Here is a 15,097-nt window from a genome sequence, read left to right on the forward strand (position 1 = left end):
TTTTTCACTTATTTTCCTCTTGACATTTCACCGCTGGACTTAACTGTTTGTCATTTTCATTATAATTTCATGAACTCCGTCACTGTCGTTTTTATAGGCTTTTTCGTACAGCTTATCAAGCATTTCCGCAAAATTTTCTATACTGCTGCCGTTTACACGCAATATTTTTTTATAGCGTGTTTTTTGCGGTTGTTCAAAGTCAAAAAACAGTTTTTCGTGAAGTTTATCCCCTTTTCTCAGATCTGTAAACTCAATTTTTACATCTTTGTACGGCACTTTTCCACCGTCTTTTATAACTTTTTCCGCAACGTCAAGTATTCTCACCGCTCCGCCCATATCAAGTACAAAAATTTCGCCGCCATTCGCAATCGTCATTGACATAAGAACAAGCTCAACCGCCTGCGGTATAGTCATAAAAAATCGCGTAACGTCTTTATCCGTCACCGTCACAACTCCATTTTCGATTTGTTTTTTAAACAACGGAATAACAGAACCGTTGGAATTTAAAACATTTCCGAAACGCACCGCCGAAAACTTAGTGTGTTTTGATTTCAGCGACTTTTCATACACATACATTTCACAACAACGCTTACTTGCACCCATCACGCTTATCGGCTCAACCGCTTTATCAGTCGAAATGAGTACAAAATTGTCCGCGTTATATTTTTCGGCTAAATTGGCAACCGTTTCTGTACCCTTTACATTGTTTTTAACAGCCTCCTCGGGACTAAGCTCCATAAAAGGAACGTGCTTATGTGCCGCCGCGTGAAATACAATATCGGGACGATATTTATTCATAATGCAGTCCATTTTCTCATAATCGCGAACAGACGCAATTTCAACCGCCACCTTGTCGCCGACTTCACATTTTACACTGTACGCACCGTTTTCGTATATATCGACAATTACGATTTTTTCCGCATTGAGTTTTGACAGTGAACGCACTATTTCACTGCCGATTGAACCTCCGCCGCCAGTAACCATACAGACTTTGTCCTCGATATATGGCTGAACATCTTTTAAATCCATAACAGTACCTTTCTTTTCAAAAAAGACTGTCCTACGACAGTCTTTTTGACAATAAACAAGCCACGGCTTGCCTACTTTATTTTAGTCCTCTTTAAACGGGAATATATCACCTAAAAGTTCTTTGGCTTTTGATTTTACACCCTCGCCCTTTAGCTTGATTTCCCTTGTAGCGTCCATATCGACTTTTTCAGACTTTTCGTTTTCTTTCTCGTCCTCGAAATCTTCGCTCGGATTACGTTTAGGCTGATAATTCTTTCTCTTTATTTTCTTAACGTCATCAAGTTCTTCGTCAAATTCTTCTTTTAATACTGATTTAGGCTTTACTCTTTCATTTCTCGGTTTAGACTGTGCCTCTTCCCATCTTCTGAAACGTGCTTCTTCTTCCGCACTGACTTCATTAAGTACAGGCTGTTTTGCAGTCGGCTTTAATCCTTCATCATCAAGCGCAAGACTTTCGTTTAAATTCTTAATATCAACTTCTTGTTCTGAAAAACCGCCTACGTTGTTTACAAATTTTTCTTCAATATCTTTTCTCAATGCTCTGATTTCAAATGAAAGGTGATTATCTTTCTTTGAAATTTTGTAAAATCTGTTTCCAATCCAAAAGCTGATAATTGCATTGATTATAATAGTGAATATAAACCAAAATACAGCCCATCCCTTTGACAAGTATTTCTTATTTGAAACTTGTGTTGAAGTGTCCGTTTGAGTCTGTGCATTTCCGGCTGCCGGAATTTGTGCCTGTGTATTTTGATTGGCTGTGTTATTTTGATTAGCCGTATCTTGCTGGGTTGTGTCAACTTGTTCTGCCTGTTGAGTGTTGTTTGCAGGTGCCGGAGTTGCCGCCAATACGAATGGTGATGCTGAAAATGCCATAATACCGGTTGCAAATATTACCATAATTTTCTTTTTTATATTCATCATAATCTCTCCTATTCAACTACGTCTTTAAAAGTTTCACGCATTTTTTTCTTTGCCGGAATTCTCGACATTTTCGCTTTACTTGCACTGTATACTCTCGTATACGCAAGCATTTTATCCTCATCTTCCTTGCTCTTGTTATAGCCGATTAAGAACCAATTCCAAAAGCTCGGAGGCATTGTTTCCGTATTAATCATAACTTCGTGATAATGTCCCGGTGACTCGATTATTTCAAGTGCCAATTTAGGAATCATAAAATTAAAGCACGAAGTCTGCGTTTTTCTCATTTCCAAAAGCAGTTTTCTGACTCTGTTTGCACACTTTTCGGCTTTCATCTGATTGCCGTAAGTTCCCTGCCAACGATAAACCGCATAAAGCAGTCTTGAAATCAAAAGCGGTGAATTATTATTTCTTATATCGTCCGTAACTTCAGGTTTCAAGCTCGTATATGTCGCACGCTGATACGGTATATATCCGACCTTTGAAAGCATACGTCTGATTTTCTGCAAATCCTGTTCTCTTTCGCCTTTTGTTTTCGCATGAAGTGTTTTTGAAATACCGTACTTAGACCAATCCAAGTTACTGTTGTAGATATACTTTATACAGCTTTTCTTCAAGAACGGATCTTTTGTCGAAGATTCAAAATATGCAACCAATTCTGCCAAATCGGACTTTTCCCAACCATTTACCTGCGTAAAGGCGTTAAGTCCCGTACCTGTTATGACAATCTGCGATGCCAAAAGCACGAATAATTTTAAATCTTCTTTATTTGTAAACAACGATTTCCAGGTATCAACCTCTGCCATATGCTTTATACTTCCGAACAGTCCAAGCAGTTCGGTTTTATTCTTATCTGAAATATCGTCTATATTTTCACGAACAAAATTCATATAAATCGAAAGCTTTGCTCTTATCGCATTTGCCTGTTCTTTTGCGTTTTCGCCATTGCCCAAAGGATTTACAAATTCAACATTCTCGCCTTTGCAAAGTTTTTCGATACATTGACCCATATAAATTTCCGTCACGCGTTCTTTTTCGTTTGGGAACAATTCAATATTGTCAAACATAATCTTTGAAAGTTCAAATTTTACGTTTTTCATATTAAGGTCGTTTATAGCCGGATAAAGTTCAAGCACACGTGTTTTGAAAGCATTGTCGCCTGCCGATTTTTTTAGCTTAATAAGTTTTCCGCCTATACCTGTTTTGGTTGTATTTTCCCAAGTTGCCTGCCAGTCAAGCAGTTGTGTCATTGACGTGAAATGATACTTTCTGTATATTTCACGAAGTTTATCAATGTCAAATCCCAACAGCATTGACTTTGCACTATGCGGAAATTTTGTATTTTCTATATCAATATAGATACAATTTTTTCTCGCCTCAATGGCTTGACCTGTTATGTTATTATGCTGTTTTATAGTTCCGTGGAACACAATCTGTTTTTGTTTATCCGACGGTAAGTACACATTATACGTTGAAATACCTGTGTTTTCGGAAAGACTGATTGGTAAAATCCACTTTAATGCAAGCAAATACATTTGCACTGTTTCCGCGTCATTTGCCGCGATACATATATTTTTAATATCATCTGAAGTCAGAAGTCTTGTCGCTCTGTCTAAAATATAAGTCAATTCATACTTATGTTCGCCGATAAAGTTGATAACCTTATTTTCGACACCTTCAGACGGTGCGATATTATCAAGCGGTTTCAAATAATGAACAATCTGACCGTTCAAATCCTTTTCGGTAAGATGCGTTCTGTAACGCTTATGTCCGATATATCTTTCCGGCAAAAAGTTTTCGTCAACATCATCAAATATAAATGCATGAGCAAACACATTGCCCGGTTGACCGTCAAAATCATAACCGGCATAAGAAATCTGCATTGCAACATATCTTCCGTCCGAAAGTCTGAACGTTCTGAAAATTTTCGGAAACAGTTCAGGCACTGTCGGATCGCAAGGTGTCTGTGTATATTTAATTTCATTGTTTTTCGGAAGTCTGTAAGTAGCAAATCTTATTGTTTCATCAATATTTTGCTTTGTAAGTCCCTGTGTGCATGAAAACACTCTCAGCCCCGACTGATTGACAAGTCCAAGTTCGGGATCGGACAGGCTATGCTGTACAGAGGTATAGATTAACTGATATACCTTCATTTTATCTGACCATTCCTTTCTATGCCATATAGCATAAATTAATCAAGTTCTTTGAGTCCCGTATACAATTCAAAATATCTGCCTTTCTTTTCAAGCAGTTCTTCGTGAGTACCTCTTTCGATAATCTCACCGTTTTCAAGTACCATAATCGCGTCCGCATTACGAATTGTAGACAGTCTGTGTGCTATAACAAACGTGGTTCTGTCCTCCATAAGAGCGTCCATACCCTCATTGATATGTTTTTCCGTTCTTGTATCGACGGAGCTTGTCGCCTCGTCAAGCACAAGTATCGGTGCTTTTGACAAAGCGGCTCGCGCAATATTCAAAAGCTGACGCTGACCTTGTGAAAGGTTTGAACCGTCCCCCTTTAGCATTGTATCATAGCCTTCAGGCATATTTTTTATGAACATATCCGCACAAGAAGTTTTCGCCGCCTGTCGAACTTCTTCATCGGTAGCCGAAAGTCTGCCGTAACGGATATTTTCCATAATTGTGCCTGTAAACAAATGTGTATCTTGTAAAACCATCGCGATGTTTTCTCTTAAACATTCAAGGCTTATATCCTTAATGTCAACACCGTCAATAGTGATTTTTCCTTTATTGATATTATAAAAACGTGTAATCAAGTTGGTTATTGTCGTTTTACCCGCACCTGTTGATCCGACAAGTGCTATTTTCTGTCCCGGGTGGGCGAAAACAGAAACATCTTTCAAAATTGTTTTATCGGGATTATATCCGAATGTCACACCTTCAACCAAGACGTCACCGTGTACTTTATCAAGTACAAGTTTTTTACCGTCATCTATTTCTTCCGTCTCGTCCATTACGTTAAATACACGTTCCGCACCGGCAAGTGCCGACATAATATTTGTAACCTGCTGTGCAAGTTCGTTTATAGGTCTTGAAAACTGTCTTGAATAGTTTACGAAAACAGTAAGACCGCCTATGTCAAGTGCGGAAAACGGAACACCTCCGCCCCAACGTGACGCGAAAGCGATTATCGAGCCGACACAAGCCGTCAATGTGTAGTTGACCTGGCTCATTGCGTTCATACAAGGCCCCATAATTCCGCTTATAAACTGTGCCTTAACCTGTGAATTTCTAAGACTTTGATTAAGCTCGGAAAATTCATTTACGACATTTTTTTCATAATTAAATACCTTAACAACCTTTTGACCTGTAACGGTTTCTTCGATATAACCGTTTACTTTACCCAAGTCGGTTTGTTGTTTCATAAAATATTTTCGCGATTTACCGGCTATGGCAGTTCCGATTTTTGCAATAATCGGTGATACTACAATCGTCACAACCGCAAGCACCCAGTTTGTGTAAAGCATAAGTGCAAGTGTACCGATTAAAGTTATCGTACCCGAGAAAATCTGTACAAGAGTCGAATTAAGCATTTCGCCGATAATATCAACGTCATTAGTAAAACGGCTCATTATGTCACCCGTAGGGTTTGTGTCAAAATATCTGACAGGAAGTTTCTGCACCTTACGGAACAAATGCTCTCTGATACGTTTCAGAGTACCCTGTGAAACGCTGATCATAATACGTCCCTGCAAATATGTTGCACCGACACCGAGTACATAAACCACTGCCATAAGTGCAAGTCCTGCCATAAGCGAAGTGATTTTCTGCTGAGATGTTTTGGTCGAATCTATAAGTCCGTTAATAATCGGTCTTAAAAGATACGAGCCGCACAATGTTGACGCAGAACTTACCAAAACACACACAAATGCCGCCGCAATTTTATGCTTTTCCTGTTCCAAATACGAAAACAGTCTTTTTGCAGTCGCCTTTGTATTTTTAGGTTTCTGTTTTTTCTGATTTCTGTTCCTGTTCGGTGGTCCCATTGGAGGCATTTTACTTCCATAGCCTTTCTGCCCACATAGTCAATACATTTCTTATCGTGGGCTGATAAGATGTACAAATTAAGAAACTTCTTTTTCTTTATCTGTTTGAGAATAGTAAATATCGCGATATTCTTCACAATTCTTCATAAGCTCATTGTGATTTCCCATACCGATAATCTTTCCGTCCTCAAGCACAATTATTTTATCCGCGTCTATTACGGATGTAATTCTCTGTGCTATTATTATTTTAGTCGAGTGTTTCAAACTCGTTGTAAACGCTTGTCTGATTTTAGCCTCTGTGGCTGTGTCAACGGCACTTGTACTGTCGTCAAGTATAAGAATTTTCGGCTTTTTCAAAAGTGCTCTTGCGATACACAATCTCTGCTTTTGTCCGCCTGAAACATTGACACCGCCCTGTCCGAGCTCCATATTATAGCCGTCCGTAAATGCGTTTACAAATCCGTCAGCCTGTGCGGCGTCCGCAGCGGCACGAATTTCTTCCATTGTGGCATTTTCGTCACCCCAACGAAGATTTTCTTCGATACTTCCGCTGAACAATACATTTTTCTGAAGTACCATGCCGACGCCGTCACGCAAATTTTTAAGACCGTAATCCTTAACATTCACGCCGTCAACAAGCACTTCACCGTCTGTAACATCATAAAGACGCGGTATAAGCTGTACAAGCGACGATTTACCCGAGCCTGTTGTGCCGATTATACCGACAATTTCTCCCGGCTCTGCGGTAAATGAAATATTTTCAAGTACGTTTTCTTTACGTTTTTCGTAATACTTGAAAGAAACATTTTTAAATTCAACTCTGCCGTTTTCAACTTTCTTATCCTTTTGACCTGCATTTTCATCTGTAAGGTCTACATCTGTTTTAAGCACTTCCGTAATTCTTGTCGATGACGCAAGCGCACGCGAAAGCTGTAAGAAAAGCATTGAAACCATCATAAGTGACATAAGAATTTGCGTAATATATGTTGTAAACGCAGTAAGGTCACCAACACCCATACTTCCGCCTACAACAAAATTACCGCCGAACCATACCACAAGCAATGTTGTTATATTCATTGCCAACGTCATAATCGGCATTGTCGTTATAACGATTTTCAAGGCTCTCATTGTAGTATTCATAAGGTCTGAGTTGGCATTTTCAAATTTTTCTGTTTCAAAATCCTGTCGTACAAAAGATTTTATAACTCGAACATTCGTTATATTCTCTTGTATACCCGAATTAAGATTATCAAGTTTTTTCTGCATTGCACCAAATCGCGGAAACGCGGTTTTTAACAGCAATCCTATCAATACCGCCAGTATCGGAATAACGAATGCCAATATAAGCGCAAGTTCTTTATTAATTGAACAAGCCATTATAATACCGCCTATCAGCATACCCGGTGAACGCATTGCCATAATCAGAAGCATTCTAACCATATTCTGCACTTGCGTAATGTCGTTTGTCAGACGCGTAACAAGTGAGCCTGTCGAAAAGTTGTCTATATTCTTAAATGAGAAGTTCTGTACCTTTTCAAACACTCCCTGTCTTAAATCCGCACTGAAATAAACCGACGCCCTAATCGCAAAGAAATGACCGCCGATACCGCCGATTATCATAATACAGATACACGCAATCATAAGCAACGCCCGCGACAAAATATATCCCGTTCCAAGTCCTGCGACTTCCGCACCGATACCGCTGTCAATCATTGATGCCATAATTTTAGGCAACACGATTTCCCCTGCAACTTCCGTAAGCATAAGCAAAGGACCTAATATGAAAAACAACATATACGGTTTTATATACTTCCAATAATATTTCAAGTTAATCTTACCTTTCTGTCAAGCAGGCAATCCAATTATTCAGCCGCCTTATTCTTCTTGTCCAATGCCGCCTTGATAAATGAGGCAAACAATGGGTGCGGACGGTTAGGTCTTGACTTGAATTCAGGGTGGAACTGAACACCGATATACCATGGGTGATCAGGAATTTCTACCATTTCAACAAGTTTATCGTCAGGTGACTGACCTGAAATAACCATTCCCTTGTCTGTTATTTCATTTCTGTAGAAGTTATTAAATTCATATCTGTGACGATGTCTTTCATAAATAAGGTCACTGTTATAAACCTTTTGTGCAAGTGTGTTCGGTGTAACCTTACACGGATACAATCCAAGACGCATTGTACCGCCCAAATCTTCAACGTCACGTTGTTCAGGCATAAGGTCGATTACAGGGTGAGTTGTGTCAGGGTTAAGTTCCGATGAATTTGCGTCCTTGTAGCCAAGTACGTTTCTTGCGTATTCTATAACCGCAATCTGCATACCAAGACAAATTCCAAGATACGGAATTTTGTGTTCTCTTGCATATTGAGCGGCAATAATCTTACCCTCAATACCTCTGTCACCAAAACCGCCAGGTACAAGAATACCGTCAGAATCTTTAAGAAGTTTATCCGCAGTCTTTGCAGTAACTTCTTCACTGTTTATCCACTTGATATTAACATTTGAGTAATTCTGTATTCCGCCGTGCTTTAGCGATTCAACGATACTGATATATGCGTCGTGCAATGATACATATTTACCTACAAGTGAAATTGTAACTTCTTCCTTGCCGCCGTTCATAAGGTCTTTAACGACGTCAACCATCTTTGTCCAATCATCAAGCTGTGGTTTTCTGTCCTCAAGTCCAAGACGGTTACATACAACCTTTGCAAGTCCTTCTTCTTCAAGTGCAAGAGGAACTTCGTAAAGTGTATCAAGGTCAAGGTTTTCGATAACACATTCAGGTGATACATTACAGAATAGCGCAATCTTTTCTGCAAGTCCTTCTTCAAGAGGCTTTTCAGTTCTTAAAACAAGTACGTCAGGCTGAATACCAAGGCTTAGAAGTTCCTTAACACTGTGCTGTGTCGGCTTTGTCTTTTGTTCACCCGATGTTGAAAGATACGGTACAAGTGTAAGGTGGATATACATACAATTTTCCTTACCGACTTCCTTTACAACCTGTCTGATTGATTCAAGGAACGGTGTAGATTCAATATCACCGACTGTTCCACCGATTTCCGTAATAACAATATCTGTGTCCTGCGTATTTGCAACACGGTAAACTCTTGACTTGATTTCGTTTGTGATATGCGGAATTACCTGTACAGTTCTTCCCTCATAGTCACCGCGTCTTTCCTTTGAAATAACCGACCAATAAATTTTACCTGTTGTTACGTTTGAATTTACGCTTAGGTTTTCGTCGATAAATCTTTCATAGTGTCCAAGGTCAAGGTCTGTTTCCGCACCGTCATCTGTAACGAAAACTTCACCGTGCTGATACGGACTCATTGTACCCGGGTCCATATTGATATAAGGGTCAAACTTCTGCATTGTAACCTTATATCCTCTTGCCTTTAACAATCTTCCCAATGATGCGGCTGTAATGCCCTTACCCAGTCCTGAAACAACTCCGCCTGTTACGAATATATACTTTGTATCCATTTTTTCCTCCTATTTACTGTGTCTTTTAACAAACTTCTCTATTCTTTTAAGTGCTTCTTGAATGTTCTCAATCGAATACGCATATGAACAGCGTATAAATCCCTCTCCGCTCTCGCCGAACGCATTGCCCGGTACGACAGCGACCTTTTCTTCCATAAGCAGATTTTGACAAAATTCTTCACTTGTCATACCCGTAGATTTTATGCAAGGGAATACATAAAATGCTCCGAGCGGTTCAAAACAACTAAGTCCCATTGCTCTGAAACCGTCCACTATGTAGCGTCTTCTGTAATTATACTCACGACGCATTTCTTCAATATCATCGTCGCAGCTCTTTAGTGCCTCAATCGCAGCGAATTGTGCGGTTGTCGGTGCTGACATTATGCCGTACTGATGAATTTTTGTCATAAGCTTTATAATTCTTTCAGGACCTAACGCATAACCAAGACGCCAACCGGTCATAGCAAATGTCTTTGAAAAACCGCTTACAACAACAGTTCTTTCTTTCATACCCTCAAAATTTGAAAACGGAATATGCTTTTCGCCGTCATAACGAAGTTCAGCATAAATCTCGTCTGACAGTACCATTATATTTGTACCGCGAAGCACCTCTGCAATAGCCTCCAAATCTTCCTTTGACATAATTCCGCCTGTCGGATTATTCGGATACGGCAGAATTAAAAGTTTTGTCTTGTCGGTAATCTTTTCTTTCAGCTGTTCCGGCAAAAGTCTGAAATTGTCCTCTTCTTTTGTTTCAATCGGAACAGGAACACCGCCTGCCATAACCGTACAAGGGCGATAACAAACGAAACACGGCTCCGGAATAAGTACCTCGTCACCGGGATTAATAAGCGTTCTTACCATAAGGTCAATCGCCTCACTGCCTCCTACCGTTACAAGAACTTCTTTTTTCGGATTATATTTTATATCGAATTTTCTGTCATAGTAATTGCAGATTTCTTCACGCAATTCCATAAGTCCGGCATTTGCGGTGTAGTGCGTCTGTCCTTTTTCAAGCGAATATATGCCGGCTTCACGAATTGCCCAAGGTGTTGTAAAATCAGGCTCACCGACGCCAAGCGAAATAGCATCGTCCATTTCTGCAACTATATCAAAAAACTTTCTTATGCCTGACGGCGGTAAAGCCGAAACTACCGGTGAAATAATTTTTTCGTAATCTATCATAGCGTAATTACCTGTCTTGTATCCTTTTCATCGTCCTCGAATACAATTCCTTCCTCTTTGTATTTTTTTAGCACAAAATGAGTTGCCGTTGAAATTATCGAATCCATCGGTGCAAGCTTCTGCGCAACGAACAATGCCACTTCTTTCATACTCTTGCCCTCGATTGTAACGGCCAAGTCATATGCTCCGGACATTAGGTAAAGTGATTTTACCTGTGGGTATTTGTAAATTCTCTCTGCCACCTTATCAAATCCTTCACCTCTTTGCGGAGTTATGCGAAGTTCGATAAGTGCAACAACAACGTCTTTGTCGGTCTTATCCCAGTTTACAATGGTTTTGTAACCGACAATAACGTTTTCCTTTTCCATTTTTTCAATCTTGTCGGCGACTTCCTTTTCCTCCATACCAAGCATCTGCGCGATTTTCGCTCGTGATACATTACCTTTTTCCTTGTCAAGAATGTTTAAAATTTCTTCCATAAAAGTCAGCCTTCAATACTTTGTTCTGTAACCGTTTTCACATTTTTACATATGAATAGTCATTTTATCTTATAATTATATCGTATTTACGCTAAAAATGCTATACCTTTTTTCAAAAAAGTTTCACAAATTTAAAAAAAATTAAAAAATCGGTGTTTTTACACCGATTTTGGTTGTATTTTTGCCACCACTCCGTCACTTCGTGACACCTCTCCTCAAGGAGAGACTTTTAATCGGCTCCCATTGAGGGGAGCTGTCAATGCCGGTTGACTGAGGGGTGGCTTTTCGCTATACTTGGGACGCCGAAGGTGCCGCCCCCTACTAACGTATTTTTGTCCACTCGGGCGACCGATGATCACCCCTACGAATTGCTACACACTTTTTACTTTTCCACTTCCACAAGTTTAACGTCCTGTTCGGCAAGTGCCACTTGCCATTCATCTGTCAGTTGTGCGTCTGTAATAAAGCAATCTATACCGTCAAGGCCCGAAATTCTCGGAACACCTATTTTACCGATTTTATTTTTATCGCAAAGGAAAATTGCCGATTCACTACACGAAAGCATTGCTTTTTTTATTTCAGCCTCGCCCTCGCTCGAATCAACAAGCCCACGACCAAGCGTTACACCTCTGCATGAGAAAAAGCACTTATTCGCATAATAATTTTCTTTTATTGTTTTTTCCGCAACACGTCCGATATACGACATATTTCTCGGCGTCAGTTCACCGCCGACGCACACAACGTGAATATGGTCACACATTGAAAGTTCATTCACGATTTTTTCAGCATTTGTAATAACAGTTATACCGCGTTTACCTTTTATGTATCTCGCCAAGTGCCATGCCGATGTACTTGCGTCAAGAAATATAGTTTCACCGTCTTTTATAAGGTCAGCCGCATATTTTCCTATACGTTGTTTGCCCTCATAATTCACCGTATCACGTTCCGTTATTGCAAGTTCGATTTCGCTGTTATCGACAAGCGTTGCACCGCCGTATGTACGAACAAGCACACCTTGTTTTTCAAGTTTTTCAAGGTCACCGCGAATTGTTTCGGTTGTAACCTCAAACTGTTTTGCAAGTTCCACCACAAGTACACTCTTGTTTTTATTTATTATCTGCTCTATTCTGTTTCTGCGTTCAACTGCAAGCATATCTAATCTCCATTCTTATTTGTTGTATGTATTTTATCATATTTTCCCTATCTTTTCAATACGGTGCAAAAATAAAAAGAATACTATCCACATGGGCGACCAATGGTCGCCCCTACGACTGTATTCCGCCACTACTCTCCGTTTCCCCTCTCCACCCCTCAGTCGACTTTGTCGACTGCTCCCCTATATGGGAGCCTTATATGCCTCTCCTTGAGGAGAGGTGCCCGTAGGGCGGAGTGGTGGTTTCGTGCGGAACGGCGCCCTCGACGTCCCCTTTTTATCGCCACCGCAAATTACCTTGCTACACAGGCGACCAATGTTCGCCCCTACTCACACAAAAAGAGAAGCCATTGACTTCTCTTTTTAATCTATCCTAATAATTATCTCACACATTAAATAAATCATCATATTCAACATTTAGTATCTCTTTAAAATGCCTAATCTCATCAGGATATATATGACGCTGACCAACTTCTATTTTTGCAAGTGCACTACGTGTTATGTCACACCCTCTAACTTGCAGTTTTGCAGATAATTCCTCTTGTGTAATCTTTCTTTTTTCACGAATACTTCGGATTTTATTTCCTATTTTTTTCTCATATAATGCGTCCATATTTCACCCCGTCAAAATGCACTAATATAAGTACAAAACTATTGACTTCATTGTAGCATTGTGTTATAATAATTTTGCACCTATATAGGTGCAAAATATACATATATGGAGGGAACACTTATGAAAAAATGTCCTAAATGCTCAAAAGAATTTACTGATGATATTGTTTACTGCACTGCTTGCAATACACCGTTAGAGAAAGTTGAGCAAACAACAAATACCGACACAAAAAACACTCAATCAGAAACCGCCTATACTCAATCGACTCAAACACCGCAACAAAACACACAAACAACAGACACATCACCTATACAACAAGTTCCTCAAGGGAATAATAATCCAAATAAAAAATACATTATCACAATTATAATTGCGGCTATTATCATTATTATTCTTTTATTTACAAAATGTTCTTCATCTGACGAACCAACCCAAAAAGATTCAACTGTTGTCACAACAGCACCTGTCACCGAACAACAGTCGGCAACACCCGTACCTATTGCTACTCCCACTCCGGAACCTCTGCCAACACCGACACCTGCTCCCGTTGCAAAGGAATTTATAAGAGAAAATTATGGCTATGTTGACTACAAAGAACTTGCAAGGAATCCTGACCCATATAAAGGAAAAAGCCTTACATATAGCGGTAAAGTCATTCAAGTTATAGAAGGTGATACTGAAACTCAACACAGAATTGCTGTGAACGGAGATTATGACAACGTTATATATGTTGCTTATCCGAAAAATATAGTAACATCAAGAATTCTTGATGATGATTATGTAACGGTTTACGGAACTTCTTTAGGACTTTATTCTTATCAATCGACTATGGGCGGAAAAATCACAGTTCCTGCATTGTATCTTGATAGAATAGAATTACAACAATAAAACTTTTATCAAAAAAGAGAAGCCATTGACTTCTCTTTTTTACTATTCACCATACTTAACCCCTTGATATGTATCGCGTTTAACCATAAGTTTATCAATTTCATTAAGCACTACAAATTTCTTCAAACTCCACAGCGGACCTACAAGTGAATCACGACCGCCGTCACCGGTAAGTCTTTGTATTACCGTTTCTTCCGAAAAAACTTCAAGCTGATTTACTATCGTTTCAACGTAATCTTCAAGAGTCATAAGTTCAAACTCACCTCTTGCGTACATATCTGCAAGGCGAGTATTTTTCAAAACGTGCAGCAAATGCAATTTCACGCAATGCGGATTTAGTTTCGCCACCGCCTTTGCACTTTCAAGCATCATATCTGTCGTTTCACCGGGCAAGCCGTCAATAAGATGTACGCACACATTTATATTTCTATCCTGCAATTTTTTATAACCGTCCAAAAACTCCGCATATGTATGGCAGCGATTAATCTTTTCACCCGTTTCGTCAAAAACAGTCTGCAAGCCGAGTTCGGTCACAAGATATGTTCTTTCATTCAATTCCGACAAATAATCAAGCACATCATCTTCAAGGCAATCTGCACGCGTCGCAATACTTATCCCAACCACGTTATCCTGTTTCAGCACAGGCTCAAACCTTTCACGCAACACGCTTGCAGGTGCATATGTATTTGTATGTGCCTGAAAATACGGAATATACTTAGCCTCGTGCCACTTCTTATGCATACGCTCCTTGACTTCCTCAAACTGCGTAAGAATATTATGTGACGGATCACCCGCAAAATCACCGCTGCCGCTTGACGAACAATATATACACCCTCCGACGCCCTTTTTACCGTCGATATTCGGGCACGTAAAACCGCCGTTTAACGCCACCTTAAACACCTTACCGCCGAATTTCTGCTGAAGATGATAGTTCCATGTATGGTATCTTTTATTGTCGTTTGAATACTTAAATTTATTCTCCATAATTTTCTCCATAAACAAAGGGACTGTAGAAAAAACATAATTTTTCTACAGTTCCTTTTAGGGTTCTGAAATTTTTTATTACTTCTTCAATTCAAATGAGTTACAGTCTGTACATTCAACCATTGTAGGATTAGCCTCGTGCGTACCCACTTGAATACTTGAAAGTGAACAATAATCTGCTGAATCACAGTGGTTTGCACACTGTGTTACAGTACATTTAATACTTTCGTTCTTTTCACCGTTACAACATGCCATGATATTTTACCTCCATAAAATAATATTCAATACCGCTCCTGCGGCACATAAATATTATTTGCAGTTAGGTTTAAAATATCACAGGAAAAT

The 15,097-nt window shown here is 39.5% G+C and carries 13 protein-coding genes; 1 reads left to right on the top strand and 12 read right to left on the bottom strand.

The features are described from left to right. Window positions 1–39 precede the first annotated feature (39 nt). The 10 genes from ACSAMO_RS06940 to ACSAMO_RS06985 form a co-directional block, all read right to left on the bottom strand. Window positions 40–1,029, bottom strand: a complete 990-nt coding sequence (locus ACSAMO_RS06940; protein WP_499209003.1) for a polysaccharide biosynthesis protein — start codon at window positions 1,027–1,029, stop codon at window positions 40–42. Between the two features lie 81 nt (window positions 1,030–1,110). After that, window positions 1,111–1,953, bottom strand: a complete 843-nt coding sequence (locus ACSAMO_RS06945) for a hypothetical protein (RefSeq protein ID WP_499209004.1) — start codon at window positions 1,951–1,953, stop codon at window positions 1,111–1,113. 8 nt (window positions 1,954–1,961) lie between these two features. Beyond that, window positions 1,962–4,103 (bottom strand): GAP1-N2 domain-containing protein, encoded by a 2,142-nt coding sequence (locus tag ACSAMO_RS06950; protein WP_499209005.1) that lies wholly within the window; start codon window positions 4,101–4,103, stop codon window positions 1,962–1,964. Between the two features lie 38 nt (window positions 4,104–4,141). Then, window positions 4,142–5,959 carry an ABC transporter ATP-binding protein gene (locus ACSAMO_RS06955; RefSeq protein ID WP_499209006.1) on the bottom strand — a complete coding sequence of 606 codons (1,818 nt, stop codon included), beginning with the start codon at window positions 5,957–5,959 and terminating at the stop codon, window positions 4,142–4,144. 78 nt (window positions 5,960–6,037) lie between these two features. After that, a complete protein-coding gene (locus ACSAMO_RS06960; RefSeq protein WP_499209007.1) occupies window positions 6,038–7,786 on the bottom strand; it encodes an ABC transporter ATP-binding protein in 1,749 nt (582 codons plus the stop codon). 35 nt (window positions 7,787–7,821) lie between these two features. After that, on the bottom strand, window positions 7,822–9,450 hold the full coding sequence (gene pyrG / locus ACSAMO_RS06965; protein ID WP_117968703.1) for a CTP synthase: 1,629 nt from the start codon (window positions 9,448–9,450) through the stop codon (window positions 7,822–7,824). Window positions 9,451–9,459: 9 nt separating this feature from the next. After that, window positions 9,460–10,632 (bottom strand): aminotransferase class I/II-fold pyridoxal phosphate-dependent enzyme, encoded by a 1,173-nt coding sequence (locus ACSAMO_RS06970; RefSeq protein WP_483229894.1) that lies wholly within the window; start codon window positions 10,630–10,632, stop codon window positions 9,460–9,462. Further along, window positions 10,632–11,114: an Lrp/AsnC family transcriptional regulator gene (locus tag ACSAMO_RS06975; RefSeq protein WP_022228748.1), complete on the bottom strand. Its 483-nt coding sequence runs from the start codon at window positions 11,112–11,114 to the stop codon at window positions 10,632–10,634. Before ACSAMO_RS06975 ends, ACSAMO_RS06970 begins: the two co-directional genes overlap by 1 nt. A gap of 382 nt (window positions 11,115–11,496) precedes the next feature. Continuing rightward, window positions 11,497–12,267 carry a DeoR/GlpR family DNA-binding transcription regulator gene (locus tag ACSAMO_RS06980; RefSeq protein WP_022228749.1) on the bottom strand — a complete coding sequence of 257 codons (771 nt, stop codon included), beginning with the start codon at window positions 12,265–12,267 and terminating at the stop codon, window positions 11,497–11,499. 385 nt (window positions 12,268–12,652) lie between these two features. Beyond that, window positions 12,653–12,880, bottom strand: coding sequence for a helix-turn-helix domain-containing protein (locus tag ACSAMO_RS06985; protein WP_147513809.1), 228 nt, complete (start codon window positions 12,878–12,880; stop codon window positions 12,653–12,655). A 120-nt stretch (window positions 12,881–13,000) separates the two neighbouring features. Between ACSAMO_RS06985 and ACSAMO_RS06990 the strand changes: the two genes are divergently transcribed. Beyond that, on the top strand, window positions 13,001–13,768 hold the full coding sequence (locus ACSAMO_RS06990; protein WP_147513808.1) for a hypothetical protein: 768 nt from the start codon (window positions 13,001–13,003) through the stop codon (window positions 13,766–13,768). Window positions 13,769–13,810: 42 nt separating this feature from the next. Here the strand turns inward: ACSAMO_RS06990 and mnmL are convergent, their stop codons facing one another. Both mnmL and ACSAMO_RS07000 read right to left on the bottom strand, forming a co-directional pair. Beyond that, a complete protein-coding gene (mnmL, locus tag ACSAMO_RS06995; protein ID WP_117968439.1) occupies window positions 13,811–14,752 on the bottom strand; it encodes a tRNA modification radical SAM protein MnmL/YtqA in 942 nt (313 codons plus the stop codon). Window positions 14,753–14,830: 78 nt separating this feature from the next. Beyond that, window positions 14,831–15,007 (bottom strand): DUF1540 domain-containing protein, encoded by a 177-nt coding sequence (locus ACSAMO_RS07000; RefSeq protein WP_022229840.1) that lies wholly within the window; start codon window positions 15,005–15,007, stop codon window positions 14,831–14,833. Window positions 15,008–15,097: the final 90 nt, after the last annotated feature.

Source organism: Ructibacterium sp. SJQ-7, assembly GCF_054696575.1.

What these genes read in the sequence shown, in the direction of transcription:
- ACSAMO_RS06975 (WP_022228748.1), bottom strand. Translation starts at nt 11,114, where the DNA reads ATGGAAGAAATTTTAAACATTCTTGACAAGGAAAAAGGTAATGTATCA.
- ACSAMO_RS06945 (WP_499209004.1), bottom strand. Translation starts at nt 1,953, where the DNA reads ATGATGAATATAAAAAAGAAAATTATGGTAATATTTGCAACCGGTATT.
- ACSAMO_RS07000 (WP_022229840.1), bottom strand. Translation starts at nt 15,007, where the DNA reads ATGGCATGTTGTAACGGTGAAAAGAACGAAAGTATTAAATGTACTGTA.
- ACSAMO_RS06990 (WP_147513808.1), top strand. Translation starts at nt 13,001, where the DNA reads ATGAAAAAATGTCCTAAATGCTCAAAAGAATTTACTGATGATATTGTT.
- ACSAMO_RS06950 (WP_499209005.1), bottom strand. Translation starts at nt 4,103, where the DNA reads ATGAAGGTATATCAGTTAATCTATACCTCTGTACAGCATAGCCTGTCC.
- ACSAMO_RS06985 (WP_147513809.1), bottom strand. Translation starts at nt 12,880, where the DNA reads ATGGACGCATTATATGAGAAAAAAATAGGAAATAAAATCCGAAGTATT.
- ACSAMO_RS06940 (WP_499209003.1), bottom strand. Translation starts at nt 1,029, where the DNA reads ATGGATTTAAAAGATGTTCAGCCATATATCGAGGACAAAGTCTGTATG.
- mnmL (WP_117968439.1), bottom strand. Translation starts at nt 14,752, where the DNA reads ATGGAGAATAAATTTAAGTATTCAAACGACAATAAAAGATACCATACA.
- pyrG (WP_117968703.1), bottom strand. Translation starts at nt 9,450, where the DNA reads ATGGATACAAAGTATATATTCGTAACAGGCGGAGTTGTTTCAGGACTG.
- ACSAMO_RS06980 (WP_022228749.1), bottom strand. Translation starts at nt 12,267, where the DNA reads ATGCTTGCAGTTGAACGCAGAAACAGAATAGAGCAGATAATAAATAAA.
- ACSAMO_RS06955 (WP_499209006.1), bottom strand. Translation starts at nt 5,959, where the DNA reads ATGGGACCACCGAACAGGAACAGAAATCAGAAAAAACAGAAACCTAAA.